Raw genomic sequence first — 23,054 nt, forward strand, 5'->3', positions numbered from 1 at the left:
ATGGCCACATCGACTCGCGCAATTCAGCCGAACAGGTATTGGACCGCCCCATCGCGGCCGGCCACCGGCTGACAGGTGGTGCCCCAGACCTCCTCGATCAACTCCGGCCGCAACACGCCCGCTGCCGCGCCCTGGATCGCGGAATGGCCGGATCGGACCACCACCACATCGTCGGCATAGCGCAGTGCCAGGTTGAGGTCGTGCAGTACCGCAACCACGCCCACCCCCTTGGCCGACCAGTCGCGCAGCAGGCGCATCGCGGCATGCTGATGCGCGATGTCCAGCGCGGCGGTTGGTTCGTCCAGCAGCAACCAGCGGGTCGCCTTGTCGGGCCGCGGATGCCAGAGCTGCGCCAGCGCCCGCGCCATGTGAACGCGCGCCTTCTCGCCGCCCGAGAGCGTGTTGAGGATGCGCGGCGCCAGCGGCGAGACGTCGGTCAGCGACATTGCGCTGGCGATGATCTGGTCTTCGTCGCGGCCGGGTTTCAGTCGGTGGGGGAAGCGGCCCAGCGCCACGATCTCCTGCGCATTGAAGTCGAACGCGACCGCGCTCTCCTGCGGCATCAGCGCCCGGTGCAAGGCCAGCGTCGCGGGCGGATAGGCGTCCAGCGGCCGGTCGTCCAGCAGCACCGCGCCCTGCGTCGGCCGGCGCTGGCCGCCGAGCAATGACAGCAGCGTCGACTTGCCGGCGCCATTCGGCCCGAGGATCGCGGTGACCCGACCCGGATGCAGGTGCACCGTGGACTCCGTGAGCAAGGTCTTCGCGCCGATCAGCACGCTTGCGGCGATACACGACAAGGTCATACGCGATCCCGGAAGTGGCGCAGCATCAGCAGGAAAATCGGCACGCCAATGAAGGCCGTCAGCACGCCGAGCGGCAGTTCAGCCGGCGCCATCAAGGTGCGCGCCACCGTGTCGGCCGCCAGCACCAGCGCCGCGCCCAGCAGGCTCGAGGCCGGCAGCACCACCCGATGGTCCGGCCCCGCGACCATGCGCACCCAATGCGGCGCGATCAAGCCGATGAAGCCGATGATCCCGGTGGTCGCCGTCACCGAGCCGACCGCGAAGGCCGTCACCACGATGGCGCGCCGCTTCACGCGCTCGACGTCGACACCGAGCAACGCGGCCTGCGATTCGCCCAGCGCGATGGCGTTGAGCGGCGCCGACAGCGTCAAGGCAAAGGCGCAGGCGACAAGAACCACCATGCTCACGAGGATCACTGCACTCCAGCGCGCACCGCCAAGGCTGCCGAGCAGCCAGAACTGCAGGCTGCGCAGCTGTTCATCGGTGCCCATCACGCTCAACAGGCCGAGCCCCGCGCCGGCCAGGGCATTGATGGCGATGCCGGCCAGCAGCATCAGCGCCATGCGCGTGCCGCCCTCGCTGCGCGACAGGCTGTAGATCAGCAAGGTGACCAGGAAGCCGCCGCCAAATGCCATGGTCACCAGAGTCCAGCTCCCCAGCGTGCGCGGCAGCACCGGCCACAGCCAGGCGCCGAGCACGATGGTCACGCCGGCGGCCAGCGCCGCGCCGCTGCTGATGCCGATCAGGCCCGGGTCGGCCAGCGGATTGCGGAACAGGCCCTGCATCAGCGCGCCCGACATGCCCAGGCCCGCACCCGCGGCCACGCCGAGAAGCAGCCGCGGCAACCGGATGTTCATGAAGACCAGCTGCTGGGGCGACGGGTCGGCCGCGTCGTTCCAGACTGCGGCGAGCACTTGCCAGAGCTGCGAGACGCTGATGGCGTAGGCACCCGACGCGGCGCCCAGCGCGACGGACATTGCCAGCAGTACGCCGCCACCCACGATGGCGGCGCGCATCGATAGCCGGGCGTTCATACCGAGAGGAACCGCTGGTGCAACTCACCGATGGCCCCGGGCAGTCGCGGTCCGAAGCCGAGGAGCAGCAAGGCATCCCGAGTGACCAGCGCGCGCTTCCTGAACGCGGGCGTCAAGGCGAGTTCGGGGCGCTCCCAGAACTTGTCGATGCCGCCATGCGCCTCGATGCTCTGCGTGCTGGTGAGGATGATGTCGGGCGCCGCGCTGGCCATGGCCTCGGCCGTCATCGGGCGGTAGCCCTGAAAGCCGCCGAGGCAGTTCATGCCACCGGCGAATCCGATGACGGCATGGGCTGCCGTCTTCTCGCCCGACACCTGCGGGCTGGCGCTGTGCGACAACACGAACAGCACGCGTGGCTTGCGCGCCGTGGACGCCGCGACGCGCTTCTGCACTTCGCTCCACTCGCCGTCGAGCCCCGCCTGAAGCTCACGCGCCTGCGCCTCGCGCGCCGCCGCGCGACCCACCGCCTGCACCTTGCGTTGCACCTCGCTCCAGCTGTGATCGGCCTCGACCAGTTCCAGCCTGACGCCGGCACCGCGCAACTGGTCGAGCACCACGGGCGGTCCCGACTCGGTCGTCGCGATCACCGCGTCGGGCTTGAGCGACAGCAATCCCTCGGCCGAGAGCTGGCGCATGTACCCGACCTTGGGCGTCTTCTGCGCGGCCTGCGGATAGAGGCTGGTGGTGTCGGTGCCGACCAGCTGGCGTTCCGCGCCCAGCAGGTAGACCACCTCCGTGATGGCGCCGCTGATGGTGATGAGCCGCGGCATCTTCTCCTGCGCCAGCGCCGGCAGCGCAAGCAGCCCGGCCGATGCGGCGATGCCCCGAAGCACGTCGCGGCGCTGCAGATTCGACGGCTTCCTCATGTTTTTCGATCGATGTTCTGGCCGATGCGCCAGCACACGCCCGCAGGATCGGCCAACGTGAAGTCGATCATGGCCCACGGCTGCTCTTCGAGTGGCGTGAGGCGCACACCGTACTTCTCGACCACGCCACTGGCCTTCACCTGTTCGAACCAGGCATGCACGTCTTCCACCAGCAGGTGCATCGACAGGTTCTCTGCAAACGCTTGCACGTAGAACTCGCACAGGAGGAAGCTCGAGTTGCCGTAGTGAAAGTAGGAGACGCCACCACCGTCCGATGCCATGGTGAAGCCCAGGTCCTGGTAGAAGCGCTGCGACAGCGCGTAGTCCTTCGCGGGCAGGAAGGCCTTGATCTCCACGGTCTTGAGATTGGTCATGCGACCACCTCCATCCGCGGCAGCTTGCGCACGATCTCGCGCCAGGCCTCGCGCTCCGGCACGCCCGGCTTGCGCGCACCGAAGAACATGGCCATCAACCCACCCTCGCGGTCGAAGGCCTCCACGGAAGTCACCACGCCATCGCTGGTCGGCTTCTCGACGATCCACACCGCGTCGATCAGGTCCTCGCGCATGTGCAGGTTGAAACCTGGGTCCAGCACGTTGAGCCACTGCATGCCGCGCATCTCCATCGGCTCCACGCGCACGACGGGGCCGGTGTGGATCTGGATGCAGCCGGGGCTGCCGACGAACACCATGATCGGCGTGCCGTCGAAGGCCGCCTCGTTGAGCAGGTCGCGCACCGCGGTCTTTTCGGCGCGCTGCGTGAACGTGCCCTGGGTGAGGCGGAAGCTCTGCTGGCGTTCGACCTCGAACTTGTTCAGCAGGCCGAAGAACTCGTGCGTGTCCTGCATGGCGCCCCAGGCTTCGGCCAGGGCGGCGGCGTCGATCGCGCTGTCGGCGCGCGGCGCAGGCTTCGGATCCGCGGGAGAGAACAGGACGTCTTGCCCCGGTTCCGCATGCGCGTCGATGACCGATTGCAGCGCATCGCGGTCCGTGGCATCGCGTGCAAAAACCTTGTGCACCGCAACGCCATGCGCGTTGTAGAACTGCAGGCTCAGGCTCGCACCCTCGGTCACCGCGAAGCCTGCGTGCCATTGATTGAAGAAGATGCGCAGGTCGATGTCTTCACCGAGCGCCAGCGCGACATGGCCGCTGCCCGAGAGGTTCTGGTAGACGCCGGTCTTCTCATGCACCGTCGAAGCGTTGCGCGTGAGCGCAAGCACCGGGCCGCACAGTTCCAGCGCCTGCAACAGGTCCAGCCAGGGGCCTCGCAGGGGCACGGACTTGATCGGCGCCTCGTGCGCGCCGACGTGGGCCGCGATGGCTGCGCCCTCGCTCAGGCCCATCGCCTCCGCGGCATCCTTGTGGCGCTTGCCCTCGGCGCGCAGGACGGCGAAGCGTTCTCGAATCTCTTGCAGGTTCATCGTGTGGTTCCTTTGTTGTTCAAAGATCAAAAGTCCGCCACCAGCGTGACGTTGAGATGGCGGCCCGGCTGCGTGTAGGCGTCGCGGATGGGCGAGGTCTGTGTGACGCCGCGAACGTCGCTCCACATCCAATACTTCTCGTCCGTGAGATTGACGATGGCCATGTTGAGGCGCAAGTCCTTTCGGATGCTCCATTGGGCGCTGAGGTCCAGCGTGGTCGCCGATGGCGTGAGGAACTGCAGGCCGGTCGCGACTTCCGTCGGGTCGACATCGGAACGCTTCTTGGCCGCATGGTAGACCGCGTCTAGCCGCACGTTCCAGGTCGGCGCGGTGTACCTGAGGCCGACGTTGAACTTCTGCGGGTCGACCGAATTGAGCGGCCGTCCGTTGGTGCGATCGGTGCCCTTGGTCTGCCCGTAGGCGAAGGGCATCGAGATGCCGGTGCCGTCTTCGCGCCAGTCGAACTCGCCCTTCAATTCGAAGCCGCTGATGCGCGCGCGGCCGATGTTGACGGACTGGTAGATCAGCGGATCGATGCGCGGGATGCCGCGGCCGCCGACCAGCCTGTCGTTCTCGACGAGGTTCTTGTAGTCGCCGGTGAAGGCGGCGGCCTCGAAGCGGAAGATGCCGGTGCGGCCGCGCAGGCCCAGTTCGAAGTTCTGGCTTTTCTCGGGCTTCAGATTCGGATTGGGAATCGTCTTGTAGCCCTGGATCACGTTCTCGAAGAAGTTGTTGACCTGGAAGGCATTGGGCGCCTTGAAGCCGGAGGCGTAGTTGCCGTACAGCGCCAGGTCCGGCGTCGCATGGAACAGCACGCCCAGCTTGGGCGACACGGCCGAACCCTTGAGCGAGACGGCGGTGGCGTTGAAGCCGGCCTGGTCCGCGTCGAGGTCGAAACGGTCGTAGCGCACGCCGGGCGTGATGCTCCAACGGTCGTGGATGAACTCGTCCTGGATGTAGAGGGCGGCGCTGGTCTCGCGGGTGTCCGGGAAGCGCTTGAGCGGATAGGTTTCGCCGGCCGGCGGCGTCAGGCCGGTCTGCAGGTTTTCGACATCGGTGCGGATGTAATCGGCGCCGTAGGTGATGCGCTGACCCCAGCCGTTGGCCATGGGGATCGCCTTGCCGGCTTGCAGGTTGAGTTGCCAGGTGGCTTCGTCGAAGGTCACGTCGCGCGAGCGGTCGGCAGCGGACAGGCGGTTTTCGAAGATGTACTCGCGGGACTTGGCCTTCTGGTAGCTCACCACCGCTTGCAGGTTGTCGGCCACCGCGGTGTCGACGCGCACGCGGCCGTCCCACGTGAGCCGGTCACGCTGCATGTCGGTCTTGGCGTCGAGCCCGATCACCGAAGTCGAATTGAGCGGTGGCTTCGAAAGGCCCGACAGCAGGTCGTACTTCGCCGTCTTGTCGACGTGCTCCAGCGTGAAGGTGTGGCGCTGGGCGGCATTTGGCGTGAGGATGACCTTGGCCAGCAGGCCCTGGTTCTTGTCGCGCTCCGGATTGGGGGCCGTGCGGTCGGTGTTGGCCGAGTAGTTCTGGCCCATGTTCTCGAGTTCATTCGTGCGGCCGACGCTTGCAGAAAGCAACCATTGCACTGTCTCGCTTGGCTTGCCCGCCAAGGTCACGCCGGTGTTCCAGCCGTCGTCATCACCGCTGTACGCAATGCTGGCGCTGCCGCCGAAGGTCTTGCCGTCGCGCAAGTACGAGGCCGGTTCCCGCGTGATGAAGTTGACCAGTCCCGCCAGGCCGTCGGAGCCATAGAGCACCGACACCGTGCCCTTGACGATCTCGATGCGCTCGATCAGGTTGACGTCGAAATAGTCGCGCCCGAAGGCGTTGGCGCTGAACACATAGCTGCGCGGCGTGCGCACGCCATCGGTCAGCAGCAGCACACGGTTGCCGTCGAGCCCGCGGATGTTGAAGCCGGCATTGCCGTCGCGCCCCGTGTTGCCGAGCGCGAGTCCAAAGCGGGCCGGTGCGCGCTTGACCGACACGTTCGGCACGTCGCGCACCGCATCGCGGATGTCGTTGATCTGCTCCGACTCGATGGTCTTGCGATCGATCACCTCGATGGTCGCGGGCAGGTCGTCCTTGTTCTGCTCGGAGCGCGTCGCGGTGACGACGACCTCCTTGAGCACGGACGTGCGCGGGCTGTCTTGGGCCGAGGCGCCCACGGCGTAAGCGCAGGCGATCAGCAGGGTCAAGGGGCGGAGACGGAATACAGGGGCGCAGTGAGTGGGCACAAAAGGTCCAGGGAAACAGTCGTCGTGAAACTGCTCGCTGGACGGGCGCGCGTGCGCGCCGGGGACTGGCTGGCGGTGGACCGGGCGATATGTGCCCGGGCCGCAGATTATATGCGAATCGTTCTCATTCAGACAACTGATTCGACCGCGAGATCCTTCGCCGTCGCGGGTTCTTCCGCCGGTGCCGACGTGCGGATCAGGTGATCGAACGCACTCAATGCCGCCTTCGCGCCCTCGCCCGCCGCGATGATGATCTGCTTGAACGGCACCGTCGTCACGTCGCCCGCAGCGAACACGCCCGGCACCGAAGTCTGGCCCTTGGCGTCCACGATGATCTCGCCGTGTTTCGACAACTCGACCGTCCCCTTGAGCCAGTCGGTGTTGGGCACCAGGCCGATCTGGATGAACACGCCTTCCAGCGGCACCGTCTTCAGCTCGCTCGTCGCGCGGTCCTTGTAGATCAAGCCAGTGACCTTCTGGTCGCCAGTGATCTCTGTGGTCTGTGCGTTGGTGAAGATGTCGACGTTCTTCAGGCTCTTGAGCTTGCGTTGCAGTACCGCGTCGGCACGCAGTTGCGTGTCGAACTCGATCAGCGTGACGTGGCCGACGATGCCGGCCAGGTCGATGGCCGCCTCGACGCCCGAGTTGCCGCCGCCGATCACCGCCACGCGCTTGCCCTTGAACAACGGCCCGTCGCAATGCGGGCAATACGCCACGCCCTTGTTCTTGAACTCGTGCTCGCCGGGCACGTTGATGTTGCGCCAGCGTGCGCCGGTCGAGATGACGATGGACTTGCTCTTCAGCGAGGCGCCGCTTTCCAGCTGAACCTCGATGAATTCCTTGCCCGGCACCAGTGCCTTGGCGCGTTGCAGATTCATGATGTCGACGTCGTAGTCGCGTACGTGCTCTTCCAGGGCATGGGCGAATTTCGGTCCTTCGGTTTCCTTGATCGAAATGAAGTTCTCGATGCCCATGGTGTCCAGCACCTGGCCGCCGAAGCGCTCCGATGCGACACCGGTGCGGATGCCCTTGCGCGCGGCGTACACCGCTGCGGCCGCACCGGCGGGCCCACCGCCCACGATCAGCACATCGAACGGATCCTTGCCGGCGATCTTCTTCGCCTCGCGCTCGACGCCACTGGTGTCGATCTTCGCGAGGATCTCTTCCAGGCTCATGCGACCCTGGCCGAATTCCGTGCCATTGAGGAACACGGTCGGCACGGCCATGACCTGGCGCTCCTTCACCTCCTGCTGGAAGGTGCCGCCTTCGATCATCGTGGCGCGAATACGCGGGTTCTGCACGGCCATCAGGTTCAGTGCCTGCACGACGTCCGGGCAGTTGTGGCACGTCAGCGAAACATAGATCTCGAACTCGAAATCACCATCGAGCGCGCGGATCTGGTCGAGCACGGCCTGCTCGACCTTGGGGGGATAGCCGCCGACCTGCAACAGCGCAAGGATCAGCGACGTGAATTCATGGCCCATCGGCAGGCCGGCAAAACGCGGGCCGTGGTTCTCGCTCGGACGATTGATCGAGAACGAGGGCTTGCGATGGTCGTCGTCGCGGCTTTCGGTCAGCTTGACCAGCGGCGAGACTTCAGCGACGTCCTTCAGCAGCGACAGCACATCCGCCGACGCCTTGCCGTCGTCGAGCGAGGCGACGATTTCGATCGGCTGCGTGGCGCGTTCGAGATAGCTTTTGAGCTGGGCTTTGGTGGCTGCGTCGAGCATGAAGAATTCACTTTCAAGGATTGATTGGGAACAAAAAAGCCCGGGGGCCAGTCGAGCGCCCGGGCTTCGTCGCAGAGGCGAGTTAGATCTTGCCGACGAGGTCGAACGAAGGCTTCAGCGTTTCGGCGCCTTCCGTCCACTTGGCCGGGCAGACTTCGCCGGGGTGGGCCGCAACGTATTGGGCAGCCTTCACGCGCCGCAGCAGTTCGGCGGCGTCACGGCCGATGCCGTTGTCGTGCACTTCAACGGTCTTGATCTTGCCTTCGGGGTCGATCACGAAGGTGCCGCGATAGGCGAGGCCGGCGTCTTCGCCTTCTTCGATCATCACCTGGAAGGCGCGAGCCAGTTGGCCGCTCGGGTCGCCGACCAGCGGGTATTGCACCTTGCGGATCGTGTCCGACGTGTCGTGCCAGGCCTTGTGCGTGAAGTGGGTGTCGGTCGACACGCCATAGATCTCGACGCCCAGCTTCTGGAATTCAGCGTAGTTGTCGGCCAGGTCACCCAGTTCGGTCGGGCAGACGAAAGTGAAGTCCGCCGGATAGAACACCACGACCGACCACTTGCCCTTGAAGTTTTCGTTGCTCACCGGCACGAACTTGCCGTTGTGATAAGCGGTCGCCTTGAAGGGAATGATTTCGGTGTTGATAAGAGACATGCCTGGAATCCTTGATCGAGAGACGTGAATGAAAAGGGTGAGCCATGAGTATACCCAATTCACTTTCGCATTTTGATAGGTCCTAACTATTAAGCGCTGCCGTCTCAACTATGAGACGCCAATGCGAACGCCTATCACGATCAAACGCATGCAGAGTGTCAACACGGGGCCTTGTGGAACGCACCTTGCATGCAGTGTGAACAAACTCGCACAATCCCGGGTTCTACAAGAAGGAAAAACACCATGAAGGGCGACCCTCAAGTCATCGAACACCTGCAAGCGCAGCTCAAGAACGAGCTGACCGCCATCAACCAGTACTTCCTGCACTACCGAATGCTGAAGCACTGGGGCCTGGACAAGCTGGCCAAGAAAGAATACGAAGAATCGATCGGCGAAATGAAGCATGCCGATTGGCTCATGGACCGCATCTTCATGCTCGATGGCCTGCCCAACCTGCAGGACCTCGGCAAGCTGAACGTGGGCGAAGACGTGCCGGAAATCCTGGACTGCGACCTGAAGAGCGAGACCGGTGCACAAGCCACCATCAAGGCCGGCATCGCGCATTGCGAGTCGGTGCGTGACTACGTATCGCGCGACCTCCTGCAAAAGATCCTGGACGATACCGAGGAGCACATCGACTTCCTCGAAACCCAGATCGACCTGGTGGGAAAGGTCGGCTTGCAGAACTACCTGCAGAGCCAGATGGGCGAAGCGAGCTGAACTACAGCCCGCCCCGCAAGAGGCTGGACTACCAAGGGGCTTCGGCCCCTTTTTCATGCCCGGACTTTACGTGTAAATAACATTCATTCTCATCTGTGTGGCTAGAATCGCCGGCATTTCCATGCTGATTCGACCCCGCACCACGAGATGAGTGGCCCTCCTGACAACCGCCGCCGAGCCTATTGGCTGAAGACCTTGCACGAGTGGCACTGGGTCAGTTCTGCGGTCTGCCTGATCGGCCTCCTGCTCTTCGGCATCACCGGATTCACGCTGAATCATTCGGCGCAAATCGAGGCCAGGCCCATCGTCCAGACGCAGCGCGGCACCGTCGAGGCGCCGCTGCTCGCCACGCTTGAAGCACAACTGGAGCAGGTCAAGCAGCGCGCCAAAGGCAAGGCCCCATTGCCACCCGACCTGCAGAGCTGGCTTCACGAGCGCTGGGCCATCGACACCGCCGACAAGCAGGCCGAGTGGTCGGACGACGAGATCTATCTCTCCCTCCCCCGCCCCGGCGGCGACGCCTGGTTGCGCCTCAACCTGGGAGATGGCGAGGTCGAGTACGAGCGCACTGACCGCGGCTGGCTTTCCTACTTCAATGACCTGCACAAGGGCCGCAACACCGGCGTGGCCTGGAGCTGGTTCATCGACATCTTCGCGGCGGCCACGCTGGTCTTCTCCATCACCGGGTTGTTCATCCTGAAGATGCACGCCGGCAATCGCCCCTTCACCTGGCCCATGGTCGGGATGGGGTTGGTGATCCCGATGCTGCTCGCGCTCCTCCTGATCCATTGACTTTATTCCAGAGAAACGAGGTTGCTTCGTGAAAGTCCGTTATTCCCTCGCGCTCGGCGCACTGTTCGGCGCTCCGGCGTTCGCGGCTGGGCTCGGCGCCAGCATCGAGGTGCCGCGCCTGAACGTGGCCGAGTACCACCGGCCCTATGTCGCCGCCTGGATCGAACGAGCCGACAACACCGTCGCCGCAACGCTCAGCGTCTGGTACGACATCCGCGTCAAGACCAACAACCCCGAAGGCGAAGGCACCAAGTGGCTGAAGGACCTGCGCCAGTGGTGGCGGCGGGGCGGGCGTGAACTGGCGGTGCCGGTCGATGGCATCACCGGTGCGACCAAGCCCGCCGGCACGCACCAGATCAACGCCAGCGAAGGCTCGGCCGCCTTGCCCAAGCTGGCGCCGGGCGCCTACAAGTTCGTGGTCGAGGCCGCGCGCGAACAAGGCGGCCGCGAGGTCGTGAGCATCCCCTTCCAATGGCCGCCCACGTCGGCGCAGCCGCTCGCCGCCACTGGCAAGGACGAACTCGGCGGCATCAAGCTCGAACTCAAACCCTGACAGCGCACCCTTCCAAAGGAGCCACCATGAAGACTTCCCTGCTTGCCATCGCACTTACCGCCGCACTGGGCACCGCCCAGGCGCACAACGCCTGGCTCTTGCCGTCGACCACCGTGCTGTCGAAGGGCGACATCGTGACGATCGATGCGGCTGTGTCGAACGACCTGTTCGTCGCCAACCACAACCCGCTGCGCCTCGAAGGCTTGCAGATCACCGCACCCGACGGCAGCGCCCTCAAGCCCGAGTCCGAAGCCAAGCTGAAGCAACGCAACGTTTTCGACGTGAACGCCTCGCAGCCGGGCACCTACCGCATCGCCGTGCTCAACACCGGCGTGTTCGCGGCGTGGAAAGACAAGGCCACGGGCCAGCAGAAGCGCGCACGCGGCACGGCCGAATCCATCGGCAAGGAGATACCGGCCGATGCGCAAGAAGTGAACATCACGCAATCGATGGGCCGCATCGAGACCTTCATCACGGTGGGCAAGCCCTCGCCGCTCAAGCCGATCGGCCAGGGCCTGGAACTGATCTCGACAGCTGCACCGACCGACCTGGTCAAGGGCGAAAAATCGACCTTCACGATCCATCTGGATGGCCAGCCGGCCAAGGACCTCGACGTGACCGTGACCGCGGGCAACACGCAATACCGGGACAAGCTCGAAGACCTGAAGATCAAGACCGACGGCAAGGGCCAGTTCAGCGTGACATGGCCGACCGCCGGCATGTACTGGCTCGACGTCAACACGCGCGACAACAAGACCTCGGTGCCGCAAGCCAAGGAACGCCGCCTGAGCTATGCGGCCACGCTGGAAGTGATGCCCTGAATCCGCGACCTTCCTTTGCGACCTGGCGCGCGGGCGGCTACGCGAACGCCGGTGCGGTCACGCCACGCCAGGCCGACCCGGCCACGCTGCATTCCCTGGCCGGTCGCAGCATGGGCACGACCTGGTCGCTGCGTTTCGACAATCCGCGCATGCTCGCGCTCGACATGGTGCGGGCGACGGCCGAGGCCGCGCTCGGACGGGTGGTCGACCAGATGAGTCACTGGGAACACGATTCGGACCTGAGCCTGTATGGCCGCGCGCGCGCCGGCAGCGTGCATGCGCTGGCGCCCGAGTTCGCCACCGTGCTGGCCTGTGCGCTGCACTGGGCGGAAGCCAGCGGCGGCGCGCTGGACCCGACCGTGGGGCCGCTGGTGGCCCTCTGGGGATTCGGCCCCGATGCCAGCCCCGACGCCCCGGCGCCCACGCGCCAAGCCGTAGACGCGGCCCGGGCACGTTGTGGCTGGCGCCGTCTTTCCTTCAATGCACAGGGCCGAACCTTGTCGCAGCCGGGCGGACTCACGCTGGATTTCTCCGGCATCGCCAAGGGGTTCGCGGTCGACCACATGGTCGACGGGCTGCAGGCGCTGGGCTTGAAGGACTTCCTGGTCGAAGTCGGCGGAGAACTGCGCGGCGTTGGCCGCCGGCCTGGCGGCCGGCCATGGTCTGTTCAGCTCGCCGCGCCCGAACAAGGCACTGCGCCATCACAGGCCATCGCCCTCGCCGACATGGCCATCGCGACATCGGGCGACCGCTGGCACCACCGGGAACAAGCCGGTCGCCGCTGGTCGCACGCCATCGATCCGCGATCCGGCGAACCGATAGGTCACGCGCTGTCCTCCGTGACCGTGATGCACGCCGAATGCATGCATGCGGATGCGCTGGCCACCGTGCTCACCGTCCTCGGCCCCGTCGATGGACTTGCCTTTGCGGACGCGCATAAAGTCGCCGCCCTGTTCCTTGTGCGCGAACCCGGCGGCTTGGCCGCACACACTTCCCGGGCCTGGAAATGAGCGCAGCGCAGGACCGTCCATGACCATCGATGCCCTTCGCGGCGCCGCGGCGGCCGGCACCGTGCTCGCCTACGCAGCGTTGTGCGGCGCGATCTGGTGGCGCGAGCAACGCCGGCATGCCTCAGACCGGGCAGCCGCCCGCGCACTGGCGGGCAACGGCGCAACACCCGCCCTGGTGCTGTTCGGCACGCAGACCGGCCAGGCCGAAGCCCTCGCGTGGCAAACCGCCAGGGGCTTGCATGCGCTTGGCACACCCGTGCGCGTGTTGGCCCTCAATGCCCTCGATGCCGACATGTTGCGATCCGCACCACGCGCCTTGTTCGTGGCCAGCACCTATGGCGAAGGCGATGCGCCCGACGGCGCGAGCCTCTTCGTCGAGAAGATCATGGCGGGCATTGGCGCCCTGCCCTCGCTGCCCTCCCTGCGCTATGCCGTGCTGGCGTTGGGGGACCGGCAGTATCAGAACTTCTGCGGCTTCGGCCGGCAACTCGACGAATGGCTCCACGCGAGGGGCGCGAAGCGCGAATTCGCATGCGTCGAAGTCGACAACGCCGATCCTGCGGCGCTGATGCAATGGAACACCCGGCTCGGGCTCGCGGAAGACGATCAAGGGGAAAGCCAGCAGCCTTTCACGCAGTGGCGATTGTCAGAGCGCGAACTGCTCAACCCGGGCAGCGTCGGCACGTCGATCCATCGCCTGGTGCTCGCACCGCCACAGGGCAATCCACCCGTGTGGCAATCCGGCGACCTGGTGCAAATCGAAGTGCCTGGCGACCCGACGCGTCCGCGCGAATATTCGATCGCCTCGATTCCCGAGGACGGCGCGATCGAATTGCTGGTCCGCCAGGAAATGCGCGCCGACGGCCGGCTGGGCCTTGCCTCGGGCTGGCTCACCGACACGCTGGCGCCAGGAGGCCAGGTGTCCTTGCGAATCAAGCCTCATCCGAGCTTCCAGCTGGGCGATAACGTGGCGCGTCCCTTGGTGCTGATCGGCAACGGCACCGGCCTGGCAGGCCTGCGCAGCCATCTGCGCGCCCGCGCTGCGGCAGGGTGTGGCGACAACTGGCTGCTTTTCGGCGAGCGCAACGCCGAGCACGACTGGCTGTGCCGCCACGAGATCGAGGCATGGCACTCGGCAGGCCTGCTGCGTCGGCTCGACATGGTTTTCTCCCGCGACCAGCCCCAACGGCACTACGTGCAGCACCGCCTGCTCGAGGCGGCGGATGAACTCAACGCCTGGCTCGACCGCGGCGCCGCCATCTACGTCTGCGGCAGCCTGCAAGGCATGGCCACCGATGTCGACGCCGCACTGCGTCAGGTGGCCGGCACGAACCGCTTCGCAGCGATGGTGGCAGCCGCACGCTATCGACGCGACATCTACTGACTCCGCGCTGGACCCTCCCGGTTAACGCATTGTGTCTGTCATGCAACGCGCGAGCCATTTCGCAGAAATAGTTGCTACTAGATGAACAAAATCTGAATGCGATTGGTTATCATTTGGCCTCGGGCGCTTCAGCCCCTCTGACCCAGCCAATCTGCTTGCTGCCCTTGGCCGCGCAATGCCAGACCCGCCAGTCGAGACGATTTCCCATCTTCATTCCGGAGTTCTCTCATGGCGTACATCAAGAGTCGCAAGCACGCGGTTGCGCGTGCCGTTCCCCCCTTTGGCAGCGTCGCTGCAGCCACTCTCGTCGCGTTTGCCTCGCCGGCAGTCGCCCAGACGACCGGCACCCTCAAGGAAATCCAGGTCCAGGGCCCAGTTGTCGACTACAAGGCCGACACCTCCGCCAACCCCAAGTTCACCGCGCCCCTGGTCGACACGCCACAGACCGTGCAGGTGATCAAGGAGCAGATCCTTCGCGAGCAAGGCGCCACGACGCTCACCGAAGCACTGCGCAACACCCCCGGCGCAGGCGCGTTCTACCTCGGTGAGAACGGCAACACCAGCACCGGCGACTCGATCTACCTGCGTGGCTTCGACACCTCCAGCAGCATCTTCGTCGACGGCATCCGCGATCTGGGCACCGTGTCCCGCGACACCTTCAACATCGAGCAGGTCGAAGTGGTCAAGGGTGCGGCTGGCGTCGACATCGGCCGCACCGCGCCGACCGGCTACATCAACATGATCACCAAGAAGCCGCAAACACAAGACAGCTTCTACGGCTCGCTGGGCTTCGGCAGCGCCAACTACAAGCGCGGCAACGTCGACTGGAACAAGTCGCTGAGCGGAGAGAACGGCATCGGCGCCGCCTTCCGCCTGAACGCGGTCGCCGAGGACACCGACGTGGCCGGCCGCGACTTCGTCAAGAACAAGCGCTGGGGCATTGCGCCCTCGCTGGCATTCGGCCTGAACTCGCCGACGCGCGTGTACCTCGACTACGTCCACATCGACCAGAACAACATCCCGGACGGCGGCGTTCCCACCGTCGGCCTGCCCGGCTACACCAACCCCGATCCGCTGTCGCTCGGAGCGCGTCGCCGCACTTTCCTGAACTACGCGCAGCCGGTCGACTCCAGCAACTTCTACGGCACCAGTTCCGACTTTGACAAGGTGAAGTCGGACATGTTCACGGCACGCGTGGAACACGACTTCACGCCCGACACGAAGCTGCGCAACACCACGCGCTACGGCAAGACGACGCAGGATTACATGCTGACCTCGTTCCAGGCAGGTGGCCTCGCGGCCAACGGGCTGCCTCCGCCGCTGCCGACCACCGGCTTCCTGGCCACGCCGAATCCGGCCAACCCCCTGGGCTGGACCGTCACCCGGAACCTGCCCACCAACAAGAACCAGGAAAACACGATCCTGGTCAACCAGACCAACGTCAGCACCAGGTTCAACACGGGTTCGTTCTCGCACACGATGAACGTCGGCCTCGAACTGATGCGCGAGGAGCAGCAAGCGCTCGGCTATTTCGGCCCGAACGCCACGTTCAACGGCCGCCCCGTCAACAACGGGTTCTGGCCAGCCGCCAACCTCTATGCGCCCCAGCCGTACGTGACAGGCTACAACCGCCTTCGCAGCGGCGCCGACAGCGACGGCACGACCACGACGGTCGCCGGCTACGTGTTCGACACCATGAAGTTCAACGAGCAATGGTCGCTCACCGGCGGGCTGCGCTACGAGCACTACAAGACCGACTTCGACGCGAGGACGCTCTCGACGGCAACGACCTTCCCGTCGCTGCCCGTGGGCACGCTGGTCCCGACCAGCCTGAATACGTCGGACAACCTGCTTACCGGCAAGCTCGGCCTGGTCTACAAGCCAGCCCCCAACGGCAGCATCTACGCCGGCTACAGCAACGGCGCCCAGCCCCCGGGTGGCTCCAACTTCGCCCTGGCAGCGAGCGGCACGGGCAACAGCGCCGCACGCACCGACTTCAAGCCACAAGAAGCGGAGACCTATGAAGTCGGCACCAAGTGGGACATCCTGAACAACAAGCTCTCGCTGACGGCCGCGCTCTATCGCACCAACGTGAAGAACGAAGTGGTGCAGGACGCGACCAACCCGACCGTCTACTACCAGACCGGCAAGAAGCGCGTCCAGGGCATTGAACTGGGCGTGGCCGGCGCCATCACCAATGCGTGGGGCGTGAGCGCCGGATTCACCACGCAGGACACGAAGGTCGATGGCACCACCAACGTGGCGGACACCATCGCGGTGGTGGCCTACACGCCGAAGAACGCATTCAGCGCCTGGACCACCTACGTGTTTCCGTTCGGCCTGACGATCGGCGGCGGCGCGCGCTACAACGGCAAGCTCACGCGCGGCTATGACGCTGCCGTCGGCACACCGGCCTACGTCGACGCCTACTGGGTGTTCGACGCGATGGCGTCGTATCGCATCAACAAGAACGTCGACATTCAGCTGAACGTCTACAACCTGGCCGACAAGGAATACGTCGGGGCCATCAACAAGAGCGGCTACCGCTACCTGCCGGGTACGCCGCGCTCGGGCCGGATCATGGCCAACTTCACGTTCTGATCTATCACAACGCACTGCGCTGGACGCGGTGCGACACTCGGGCCCCGGCTTCACCGCCGGGGCCTTTTCTTCTTGTGAGGTACCCCGAAAAATGATGCTTCATGTCCCGGATGTGCTCACGCCGGAGCAGGTGCGTGGCCTGCGCACCGCGCTCCAGGCCACCGATTGGGTCGACGGCCGGCAAACCGTCGGCGAGCAAGGTGCGAGGGTCAAGCGCAATCGCCAGTTGCCGGAACACTCTTCCGTGAGCCGCGAGTTGGGCAAGAGCGTGCTAACGGCCCTGTCGCGCAACCAGCTCTTCTTCTCCGCTGCACTGCCACTGCGCTTCGTGCCGCCGCTGTTCAACCGCTATGAAAGCGGCGAGCACTACGGCCTGCACGTGGACGGCGCGGTGCGCTCCGTGCCCGGCACCGGCGAGCAGTTGCGCACCGACTTGTCCTGCACCCTTTTCCTCAGCGAACCCGAGGAATACGAAGGCGGCGAACTCGAAGTGGTCGACACCTACGGCACGCACGAGGTCAAGCTGCCCGCAGGCGACCTCATCGTGTACCCCTCGACCAGCCTGCACCGCGTCCAGCCGGTGACGCAGGGTGCGCGGGTGTGCTCGTTCTTCTGGGTGCAAAGCATGGTGCGCGAGAACCACCAGCGCGCCATGCTGTTCGAGCTCGACCAGCAGATCCAGAAGCTGCGCGCGCGCATCGGCGAATGCGATGAGACGGTCGCCCTGACCGGCCACTACCACAACCTGCTGAGGCTCTGGTCGGAAGTCTGAAGCGTGTGGTTGCGCCTCGCGGAAGGCCCGGCCCGACCCCGCCAATCGCATAGTTATTGCAAATGCGAGAGATTCGTATTTATAATCAGGTCTTCACCAACAGCCAGCCAACCGCTGCCTCTTCGCCATGATCGTCTGTGTCTGCCGCCGAGTGTCCGACCGAGAAATCGCGCGTCATGCGCGAGCCGGCATGACTTTCGACGAAGTGCAATTCGAACTTGGCGTGGCCACCCAATGTGGCCAGTGCGAAGGATGTGCGCGCGATCTGGTCGCGCAGTGCAGCGCCTCGCATCCGGTTGCCGCGATTCATCGCGGCGACGAGGCACAAGTGATCCAGCTTGCCAACTCCATCAAGGGCAGCAAGTCATGGAACTCTTCGCAACACTCGGCGGCAGCCTGATTTTCGTGGCCGGCTCGGCCTGGTGGATTCTTCGAAAAACCTAGCGGTTCGTTTGCTGCATCCGGGCGCATCACGCGGCCCATCTTGTCGAAAAGATCGAACGTGTCTGACCGCTTCAATGCTCCTGCGGGGATGTCCCGCAATGCCGTCATCGCCAGTGGCGTGGTGGTGTTCCATCTCGCTGCCCTCTGGGCGCTCCAGACCGGGTTGATCCGCAAGGCCGCCGAAGTGGTGATCCCGGTCGAGATCCTCAGCGAGCTGATCGCGCCGCCCAAGCCGGCAGAGCCTCCGCCTCCTCCACCGCCGCCACCGCCCCAGGTGAAACGCGAGATCACCAAGACCCCGCCGCCGCCGCGTCCGCAGGCCATTCGCACGCCCGCGCCGCCTGCGCCCAACGCGCCGACCGGCTCGGTCGAGCCGCCACCGCCACCCGCGCCGGTCGCCGCCCCCGAGCCGCCAGCCCCACCAGCACCGCCTCCACCCGCGCCACCTGCGCCGCCACGCATCATCAACCTGTCGGAAGGCGATGTTCAGTGGGTGCGCGAACCGCCCCGCGAATATCCCCGGATGAGCGCACGCATGGGCGAATACGGCCGCGTCGTCATCGCCGTGTACTTCAACAACGCCGGCTTTCCGAAACGCGCCGAAATCCGGACATCCAGCGGCTACGAACGGCTGGACCAGGCCGCGCGCGATGCCGTCCTGAAGTCCCAAATCACCCCGCTGAACCGCCCCGGCGCCAGCGACGAAACGCTGCGCTACTTCCTGGCGCCCATCAATTTCACGAAACCCGAGTAGATCTGGAGCAACACATGGATTCCCAATTTGGACTGATGAACCTCTGGGCACAGGGCGACATCGTCACACGCGGCGTTGCGCTGCTGTTGATCGGCATGTCGCTTGCGTCCTGGATCGTCATCCTGGTCAAGGCGCTGGACGTCATTCGCTACAAGCGTCTGGCGCGCGGCTCGTCAGACTTCTGGCACAGCGAAGACTTCGCCACCGCGCTGAACAAGCTGGGCAAGGACGACAGCAACCCGTTCCGCGCCCTCGCGCTGGAGGGCCGCGAAGCGACCGCGCACCATCGCAACACCAAGGCGCACCTGCACGACACGCTGGACGTGAGCGACTGGGTCACCCGCTGCCTGCGCAACGGCATCGACGAATTCACCGCGCGCCTGCAGACCGGACTGGCCATCCTGGCCTCTGTTGGCTCCACCGCGCCGTTCATCGGCCTTTTCGGAACCGTCTGGGGCATCTACCACGCGTTGATGAGCATCAGCACTGCCGGGCAGGCGACCATCGACAAGGTCGCCGGCCCGATCGGCGAGGCGCTGATCATGACGGCGCTGGGCCTGGCCGTGGCGATTCCCGCCGTGCTCGGCTACAACGCGCTGGTGCGCGGCAACAAGTTCGTGCTGACCAAGCTCAACAGCTTTGCCCACGACCTGCACGCCTACTTCGTGACGGGCGCCCGAGTCCAGAGCAGCGAGCCGGCCACCGTGCTGCCGCTCAAGAAAGGCTGAGCGCCATGGCTTTCGGAACCCAGGACGAACCCGATGAGGTGATGAACGAGATCAACATGACGCCGCTCGTCGACGTCATGCTGGTGCTCCTCATCATCTTCATCATCACCGTGCCCGTGATGAAGCACGCCGTCGCCATCGACCTGCCGCGCGCCAGCAGCGAGCGCGAGTTGACCAAGCCCGAGAACATCGTTTTCAGCATCAAGGCCGACGGCAGCTACTTCTGGAACGACCAGCCCGTCAGCGACGCCGAGCTGGAACCGCGCCTCGCTGCAGAAGCCGCGAAAGAGCCCCAGCCCGAACTGCACATCCGCGGCGACAAGGACGTCCGCTATGAGCGCGTGGCCAAGGCGATGTCTGCGGCGCGCGAGGCGGGCGTGCGCAAGATCGGCTTCATCACCGAACCCGACGCGAAGTAGTCAAGAGCCCCTCGACTGCATTTCTCGATCATTTCGATTGACAAATGTATTGCGAATCATTATCATTACCTTATCGATTCAGCAAAGGTCCTCGCCATGCAAACCACCCTGACCTCCTTTTCAGTGCTGAGCCATCCGTCGCTGGATCGGTCAGGTGGCCGAGGCGTGGCGCCCGGCGAAAAACCCGTGCCGCTGGTTGAAAGCGCGGCGCTGCTGCAAGGTAACAAGACGGTGGGCATCCTGCACAACGGATCGCTGTACCGACTTCAAGCCACCAAATTGGGCAAGCTGATCCTCACCAAGTAGGGCCGGCCTGCCGCCCCGGGCAAGTTTCATCGTGGGGCGACCGAGGAGAGCAATTCTCCAAAGGTCGTTTTTTGCTAGCCAACGGTTCGCCGACTAGCCAAGCTTTTTTTCACGATGACAGCCAAATGAAAACGCCGACCATGGGGTCGGCGTTTTGCATGGCGGCAGCGAGAAATCAGAGCCCGATGGCAGCGATGCCGGCCTGGGCGACCTGCGCATCCTCATTCGACTTGACGCCGCTCACGCCCACCGCGCCGATCACCTGCCCGTCCTTGACGATGGCCACGCCGCCTTCGAGCATGGCGTGCAGCGCCGGCACGGTCAGGAAGGCAGTGCGTCCGCCGTTGATGATGTCCTCGTAGCCCTTGCTGTCGCGCCGGCCCATGGCGGCGGTGTGCGCCTTGGCGGGCGCTATGTGCGCCGACAGGGCATTGGCGCCATCGAGGCGCTGCAGCCACAGCAGATTGCCGCCGTCATCGGCAATGGCGATGGTCACCGCCCAGTTGTTCTTGAGCGCTTCCGCCTCGGCACCGGCGGCGATGGCCTTGACGTCGGCAAGTTCGAGATAGGACTTGGTCTTCATGATCGATGTATGTTGCGAAGTGAACGCTCAAGCATAACGGCGACAGGTCGGCGCGGTTTTTGCTGAGCCCCCCTTGCAGACCCCTAAAATGCGCCCAACTGCAGTCAGCAGTACCAAAGGAGCATTTCAAGATGAACGACCGCGTCACTTCCATCGACGTCGCTGCCGGCTACGGCCAGGCGCTACCGCAGGTAGAGCGACAGCGCGTGCTGCGCAATACCTATTGGCTACTGGCCCTGAGCCTCATTCCCACCGTGCTGGGCGCTTGGATCGGCGTACAGACCGGCATTACCATGCGCCTCGGTGGCGGGCTCGGGCTGATGGTCTTCCTTGCAGGCGCATTCGGCTTCATGTTCGCGATCGAAAAGACCAAGAACTCGGCCGCCGGCGTGCCGGTCCTGCTCGGCTTCACCTTCTTCATGGGCCTGATGCTCTCGCGCCTGATCGCGCAGGTGCTCGGTTTCAAGAACGGCCCGGAACTCGTCATGACGGCTTTCGGCGGCACGGCGGGCGTCTTCTTCGTGATGGCTTCCCTGGCGACGGTGATCAAGCGCGACCTTTCAGGCATGGGCAAGTTCCTGTTCGTCGGCGTGATGGTGCTGTTCATCGGCTCGATCATCAACATATTCGTTGGATCCACCGCCGGCATGCTGGCCATCTCGGTCGCCGCAATCGGCATCTTCTCGGCCTACATGCTGTATGACCTGAAGCAGATCATCGACGGCGGGGAAACCAACTACATCAGCGCAACACTCTCGCTCTACCTGGACTTGTTCAACGTGTTCCAGAGCCTGTTGGCATTGCTGGGCATCTTCGGCGGCGAACGCGACTGAATTGCGCAGGTGCCCGCGAGGTGCCTCGCTTGATCGAGCGCTCTCGGAGCGCACATGAAAAAGGGGCCATTCGGCCCCTTTTTCCATTTGCATCGCGGACTATTCGAGATCGAAGACAGCCATCGACTCGACGTGTGCCGTATGCGGGAACATGTTGATCACTCCCGCGCTGCTGCAGCGGTAGCCGCCTTGGTGCACCAGCAGACCCGCGTCGCGCGCCAGGGTGGCCGGGTTGCAACTCACATAGACGATGCGCTTCGGTGGTGTCCAGTCGCCGCGGCGTTCGGGTTGCTGGTGCAACTCGGCCACCGCCTTGGCCAGCGCGAAGGCGCCTTCGCGCGGCGGATCGACCAGCCAGCGATCGGCACGGCCATCGGCGATCAGCATTTCCGGCGTCATCTCGAAGAGGTTGCGCGAGACGAAACGGGTCGGGCTCAACGGGCGGCCGGCGGGCGCGGCAGCCTGGTTCCGCATGAAGTTCTCGTTGGCGCGCGCGACCAGCGTGTCGCTGCCCTCGATGCCCAGCACTTCGCCGGCACAGGTGGCCAGCGGCAGTGTGAAATTGCCGAGTCCGCAGAACCAGTCGATCACCCTCTCTTCGCGGCGCACGCCGAGCATGCGCAGTGCGCGCGTGACGAGCACGCGGTTGATGTGCGGGTTCACCTGAGTGAAATCGGTGGGCTTGAACGGCATGCTGATGCCGAAATCTGGCAGATCGTAAGACAGCGTCGCACCGCCTTCGTCAAGCAGCTTGACCGTTTCCGGGCCTTTGGCCTGAAGCCACCACTGGACGGCGGGATGCGCGGCCGCAAAGGCCCGCAGTCGTGCGATGTCGGCTGCGGCCAGGGGCTCGAGGTGTCTCAGCACCAGCGCGATCACACCGAGCGTCGTACCACCAGGCGCATCGCCGCAAGCCAGTTCGATCTGCGGGCAGGTCTGCCGCGCCTCCATCGAATCGATGAGGCCGCGCAGTGGCACCAGCAGGTCGCTCACTTGTTTCGGCAGCACCGGGCACTCGGTCATGTCGGCCACGTAGCTGCTCTTGCGCTCGTGGAAGCCGATCAGCACCACGCCCTTCTTGATCACGTGCCGCACCGACAGCCGCGCGCGGTAGCGGTAGTGCCACGATGGCCCTTCCAGGGGTCGCAACATGTTGTCCGGCTTGACCTTGCCGAGGTGCCACAGCGCATCTTCCAGCGCGCGCTGCTTGACGGCCACCTGGGCGGCGGCGTCGAGGTGCTGCATCTTGCAACCGCCGCATGCGCCGGCATGCAGCCCGAAATGCTGGCAGCCGGGGCGCACGCGTTGCGAAGACTCGCGCTGCAATGCGGTGAGCACGCCCTGCTCCCAGTTGTTTTTCTTGCGCAAGACCTTGATCTGCACTTCCTCGAAAGGCAATGCGCCTTCGATGAAAACCACCTTGCCATCGGACTTGTGTGCGACACCTTGCGCGTCCAGGTCGAGGGACTCGACTTGCAGCCACTCATCGGGGGACGGCGGCGCCTTCTTCTCTGCTGTTTCTGTTGTCATGCGCCGATTGTCTCAGCGCCGCATGCACTGTCATCGGCTCGACGCAGCAAGGGGGT

General features: G+C 64.8%; 24 protein-coding genes. 14 read left to right on the forward strand and 10 right to left on the reverse strand.

Annotation, left to right across the window (positions count from 1 at the left end):
• Positions 1 to 23: 23 nt before the first annotated feature.
• The 8 genes from HCU76_RS07335 to ahpC form a co-directional block, all read right to left on the reverse strand.
• Positions 24 to 803, reverse strand: coding sequence for a heme ABC transporter ATP-binding protein (locus tag HCU76_RS07335; RefSeq protein WP_213956391.1), 780 nt, complete (start codon positions 801 to 803; stop codon positions 24 to 26).
• On the reverse strand, positions 800 to 1,837 hold the full coding sequence (locus HCU76_RS07340) for an iron ABC transporter permease (protein WP_213956390.1): 1,038 nt from the start codon (positions 1,835 to 1,837) through the stop codon (positions 800 to 802). The genes HCU76_RS07335 and HCU76_RS07340 overlap by 4 nt, the downstream gene beginning before the upstream one ends.
• Positions 1,834 to 2,703 carry a hemin ABC transporter substrate-binding protein gene (locus HCU76_RS07345; RefSeq protein ID WP_213956389.1) on the reverse strand — a complete coding sequence of 290 codons (870 nt, stop codon included), beginning with the start codon at positions 2,701 to 2,703 and terminating at the stop codon, positions 1,834 to 1,836. Before HCU76_RS07345 ends, HCU76_RS07340 begins: the two co-directional genes overlap by 4 nt.
• Entirely contained in the window at positions 2,700 to 3,077 is a 378-nt protein-coding gene (locus HCU76_RS07350; protein WP_213956388.1) for a VOC family protein, read from the reverse strand. The genes HCU76_RS07345 and HCU76_RS07350 overlap by 4 nt, the downstream gene beginning before the upstream one ends.
• Positions 3,074 to 4,123, reverse strand: coding sequence for a hemin-degrading factor (locus tag HCU76_RS07355; RefSeq protein WP_213956387.1), 1,050 nt, complete (start codon positions 4,121 to 4,123; stop codon positions 3,074 to 3,076). The genes HCU76_RS07350 and HCU76_RS07355 overlap by 4 nt, the downstream gene beginning before the upstream one ends.
• A gap of 26 nt (positions 4,124 to 4,149) precedes the next feature.
• A complete protein-coding gene (locus HCU76_RS07360; RefSeq protein WP_256354069.1) occupies positions 4,150 to 6,324 on the reverse strand; it encodes a TonB-dependent hemoglobin/transferrin/lactoferrin family receptor in 2,175 nt (724 codons plus the stop codon).
• A gap of 167 nt (positions 6,325 to 6,491) precedes the next feature.
• Positions 6,492 to 8,093: an alkyl hydroperoxide reductase subunit F gene (gene ahpF, locus HCU76_RS07365; RefSeq protein WP_213956385.1), complete on the reverse strand. Its 1,602-nt coding sequence runs from the start codon at positions 8,091 to 8,093 to the stop codon at positions 6,492 to 6,494.
• Positions 8,094 to 8,175: 82 nt separating this feature from the next.
• A complete protein-coding gene (gene ahpC, locus HCU76_RS07370; RefSeq protein WP_213956384.1) occupies positions 8,176 to 8,748 on the reverse strand; it encodes an alkyl hydroperoxide reductase subunit C in 573 nt (190 codons plus the stop codon).
• Positions 8,749 to 8,991: 243 nt separating this feature from the next.
• Here ahpC and bfr point away from each other — a divergent pair, with 243 nt between their 5' ends.
• The 13 genes from bfr to hemP all read left to right on the forward strand — a co-directional run bounded on the left by bfr (position 8,992) and on the right by hemP (position 20,052).
• Entirely contained in the window at positions 8,992 to 9,468 is a 477-nt protein-coding gene (bfr, locus tag HCU76_RS07375; RefSeq protein ID WP_213956383.1) for a bacterioferritin, read from the forward strand.
• Positions 9,469 to 9,615: 147 nt separating this feature from the next.
• Complete coding sequence (locus HCU76_RS07380; protein ID WP_213956382.1) at positions 9,616 to 10,260, forward strand: PepSY-associated TM helix domain-containing protein; 645 nt, start codon at positions 9,616 to 9,618, stop codon at positions 10,258 to 10,260.
• Positions 10,261 to 10,288: 28 nt separating this feature from the next.
• Positions 10,289 to 10,813 carry a DUF2271 domain-containing protein gene (locus HCU76_RS07385; RefSeq protein WP_213956381.1) on the forward strand — a complete coding sequence of 175 codons (525 nt, stop codon included), beginning with the start codon at positions 10,289 to 10,291 and terminating at the stop codon, positions 10,811 to 10,813.
• A 26-nt stretch (positions 10,814 to 10,839) separates the two neighbouring features.
• Positions 10,840 to 11,634 carry a DUF4198 domain-containing protein gene (locus HCU76_RS07390; protein ID WP_213956380.1) on the forward strand — a complete coding sequence of 265 codons (795 nt, stop codon included), beginning with the start codon at positions 10,840 to 10,842 and terminating at the stop codon, positions 11,632 to 11,634.
• Between the two features lie 110 nt (positions 11,635 to 11,744).
• Positions 11,745 to 12,644: an FAD:protein FMN transferase gene (locus tag HCU76_RS07395; protein ID WP_256354070.1), complete on the forward strand. Its 900-nt coding sequence runs from the start codon at positions 11,745 to 11,747 to the stop codon at positions 12,642 to 12,644.
• Positions 12,645 to 12,663: 19 nt separating this feature from the next.
• Positions 12,664 to 14,028 (forward strand): sulfite reductase subunit alpha, encoded by a 1,365-nt coding sequence (locus HCU76_RS07400; protein WP_213956378.1) that lies wholly within the window; start codon positions 12,664 to 12,666, stop codon positions 14,026 to 14,028.
• A gap of 228 nt (positions 14,029 to 14,256) precedes the next feature.
• The gene (locus HCU76_RS07405) at positions 14,257 to 16,629 is read left to right on the forward strand and encodes a catecholate siderophore receptor Fiu (protein ID WP_218508889.1); all 2,373 of its coding nucleotides are present in this window, start codon (positions 14,257 to 14,259) and stop codon (positions 16,627 to 16,629) included.
• A 91-nt stretch (positions 16,630 to 16,720) separates the two neighbouring features.
• Complete coding sequence (locus tag HCU76_RS07410) at positions 16,721 to 17,401, forward strand: Fe2+-dependent dioxygenase (RefSeq protein WP_213956376.1); 681 nt, start codon at positions 16,721 to 16,723, stop codon at positions 17,399 to 17,401.
• A 127-nt stretch (positions 17,402 to 17,528) separates the two neighbouring features.
• On the forward strand, positions 17,529 to 17,801 hold the full coding sequence (locus HCU76_RS07415; RefSeq protein WP_213956375.1) for a bacterioferritin-associated ferredoxin: 273 nt from the start codon (positions 17,529 to 17,531) through the stop codon (positions 17,799 to 17,801).
• Positions 17,802 to 17,933: 132 nt separating this feature from the next.
• Positions 17,934 to 18,599, forward strand: coding sequence for an energy transducer TonB (locus tag HCU76_RS07420; RefSeq protein WP_213956374.1), 666 nt, complete (start codon positions 17,934 to 17,936; stop codon positions 18,597 to 18,599).
• Positions 18,600 to 18,613: 14 nt separating this feature from the next.
• Positions 18,614 to 19,327, forward strand: a complete 714-nt coding sequence (locus HCU76_RS07425) for a MotA/TolQ/ExbB proton channel family protein (RefSeq protein WP_213956373.1) — start codon at positions 18,614 to 18,616, stop codon at positions 19,325 to 19,327.
• A 5-nt stretch (positions 19,328 to 19,332) separates the two neighbouring features.
• Positions 19,333 to 19,746 carry a biopolymer transporter ExbD gene (locus tag HCU76_RS07430; protein ID WP_213956372.1) on the forward strand — a complete coding sequence of 138 codons (414 nt, stop codon included), beginning with the start codon at positions 19,333 to 19,335 and terminating at the stop codon, positions 19,744 to 19,746.
• Between the two features lie 96 nt (positions 19,747 to 19,842).
• The gene (gene hemP / locus HCU76_RS07435; protein WP_218508890.1) at positions 19,843 to 20,052 is read left to right on the forward strand and encodes a hemin uptake protein HemP; all 210 of its coding nucleotides are present in this window, start codon (positions 19,843 to 19,845) and stop codon (positions 20,050 to 20,052) included.
• A 175-nt stretch (positions 20,053 to 20,227) separates the two neighbouring features.
• Here hemP and HCU76_RS07440 read toward each other — a convergent pair whose 3' ends face one another.
• Complete coding sequence (locus HCU76_RS07440) at positions 20,228 to 20,635, reverse strand: heme-binding protein (RefSeq protein WP_213956370.1); 408 nt, start codon at positions 20,633 to 20,635, stop codon at positions 20,228 to 20,230.
• A 131-nt stretch (positions 20,636 to 20,766) separates the two neighbouring features.
• On the opposite strand from HCU76_RS07440, the gene HCU76_RS07445 reads away from it, so the two are divergent.
• On the forward strand, positions 20,767 to 21,468 hold the full coding sequence (locus HCU76_RS07445) for a Bax inhibitor-1/YccA family protein (RefSeq protein WP_213956369.1): 702 nt from the start codon (positions 20,767 to 20,769) through the stop codon (positions 21,466 to 21,468).
• Between the two features lie 99 nt (positions 21,469 to 21,567).
• On the opposite strand, the gene rlmD is transcribed toward HCU76_RS07445, so the two are convergent.
• Positions 21,568 to 22,998 (reverse strand): 23S rRNA (uracil(1939)-C(5))-methyltransferase RlmD, encoded by a 1,431-nt coding sequence (rlmD, locus tag HCU76_RS07450; protein ID WP_213956368.1) that lies wholly within the window; start codon positions 22,996 to 22,998, stop codon positions 21,568 to 21,570.
• Between the last annotated feature and the right edge of the window lie 56 nt (positions 22,999 to 23,054).

It is taken from the genome of Variovorax sp. dw_308 (assembly GCF_019207085.1).
In the GTDB taxonomy this organism is placed as follows: domain Bacteria; phylum Pseudomonadota; class Gammaproteobacteria; order Burkholderiales; family Burkholderiaceae_C; genus Variovorax.

Excerpts from the sequence above, each read along its gene's own strand:
- HCU76_RS07355 (WP_213956387.1), bottom strand. The coding sequence starts at position 4,123 with ATGAACCTGCAAGAGATTCGAGAACGCTTCGCCGTCCTGCGCGCCGAG.
- hemP (WP_218508890.1), top strand. The coding sequence starts at position 19,843 with ATGCAAACCACCCTGACCTCCTTTTCAGTGCTGAGCCATCCGTCGCTG.
- HCU76_RS07430 (WP_213956372.1), top strand. The coding sequence starts at position 19,333 with ATGGCTTTCGGAACCCAGGACGAACCCGATGAGGTGATGAACGAGATC.
- bfr (WP_213956383.1), top strand. The coding sequence starts at position 8,992 with ATGAAGGGCGACCCTCAAGTCATCGAACACCTGCAAGCGCAGCTCAAG.
- HCU76_RS07390 (WP_213956380.1), top strand. The coding sequence starts at position 10,840 with ATGAAGACTTCCCTGCTTGCCATCGCACTTACCGCCGCACTGGGCACC.
- HCU76_RS07335 (WP_213956391.1), bottom strand. The coding sequence starts at position 803 with ATGACCTTGTCGTGTATCGCCGCAAGCGTGCTGATCGGCGCGAAGACC.
- HCU76_RS07440 (WP_213956370.1), bottom strand. The coding sequence starts at position 20,635 with ATGAAGACCAAGTCCTATCTCGAACTTGCCGACGTCAAGGCCATCGCC.
- HCU76_RS07415 (WP_213956375.1), top strand. The coding sequence starts at position 17,529 with ATGATCGTCTGTGTCTGCCGCCGAGTGTCCGACCGAGAAATCGCGCGT.
- HCU76_RS07395 (WP_256354070.1), top strand. The coding sequence starts at position 11,745 with ATGGGCACGACCTGGTCGCTGCGTTTCGACAATCCGCGCATGCTCGCG.
- ahpF (WP_213956385.1), bottom strand. The coding sequence starts at position 8,093 with ATGCTCGACGCAGCCACCAAAGCCCAGCTCAAAAGCTATCTCGAACGC.
- rlmD (WP_213956368.1), bottom strand. The coding sequence starts at position 22,998 with ATGACAACAGAAACAGCAGAGAAGAAGGCGCCGCCGTCCCCCGATGAG.
- HCU76_RS07345 (WP_213956389.1), bottom strand. The coding sequence starts at position 2,703 with ATGAGGAAGCCGTCGAATCTGCAGCGCCGCGACGTGCTTCGGGGCATC.
- HCU76_RS07350 (WP_213956388.1), bottom strand. The coding sequence starts at position 3,077 with ATGACCAATCTCAAGACCGTGGAGATCAAGGCCTTCCTGCCCGCGAAG.
- ahpC (WP_213956384.1), bottom strand. The coding sequence starts at position 8,748 with ATGTCTCTTATCAACACCGAAATCATTCCCTTCAAGGCGACCGCTTAT.
- HCU76_RS07410 (WP_213956376.1), top strand. The coding sequence starts at position 16,721 with ATGATGCTTCATGTCCCGGATGTGCTCACGCCGGAGCAGGTGCGTGGC.
- HCU76_RS07420 (WP_213956374.1), top strand. The coding sequence starts at position 17,934 with ATGTCCCGCAATGCCGTCATCGCCAGTGGCGTGGTGGTGTTCCATCTC.
- HCU76_RS07400 (WP_213956378.1), top strand. The coding sequence starts at position 12,664 with ATGACCATCGATGCCCTTCGCGGCGCCGCGGCGGCCGGCACCGTGCTC.
- HCU76_RS07445 (WP_213956369.1), top strand. The coding sequence starts at position 20,767 with ATGAACGACCGCGTCACTTCCATCGACGTCGCTGCCGGCTACGGCCAG.
- HCU76_RS07405 (WP_218508889.1), top strand. The coding sequence starts at position 14,257 with ATGGCGTACATCAAGAGTCGCAAGCACGCGGTTGCGCGTGCCGTTCCC.
- HCU76_RS07340 (WP_213956390.1), bottom strand. The coding sequence starts at position 1,837 with ATGAACGCCCGGCTATCGATGCGCGCCGCCATCGTGGGTGGCGGCGTA.
- HCU76_RS07425 (WP_213956373.1), top strand. The coding sequence starts at position 18,614 with ATGGATTCCCAATTTGGACTGATGAACCTCTGGGCACAGGGCGACATC.
- HCU76_RS07380 (WP_213956382.1), top strand. The coding sequence starts at position 9,616 with ATGAGTGGCCCTCCTGACAACCGCCGCCGAGCCTATTGGCTGAAGACC.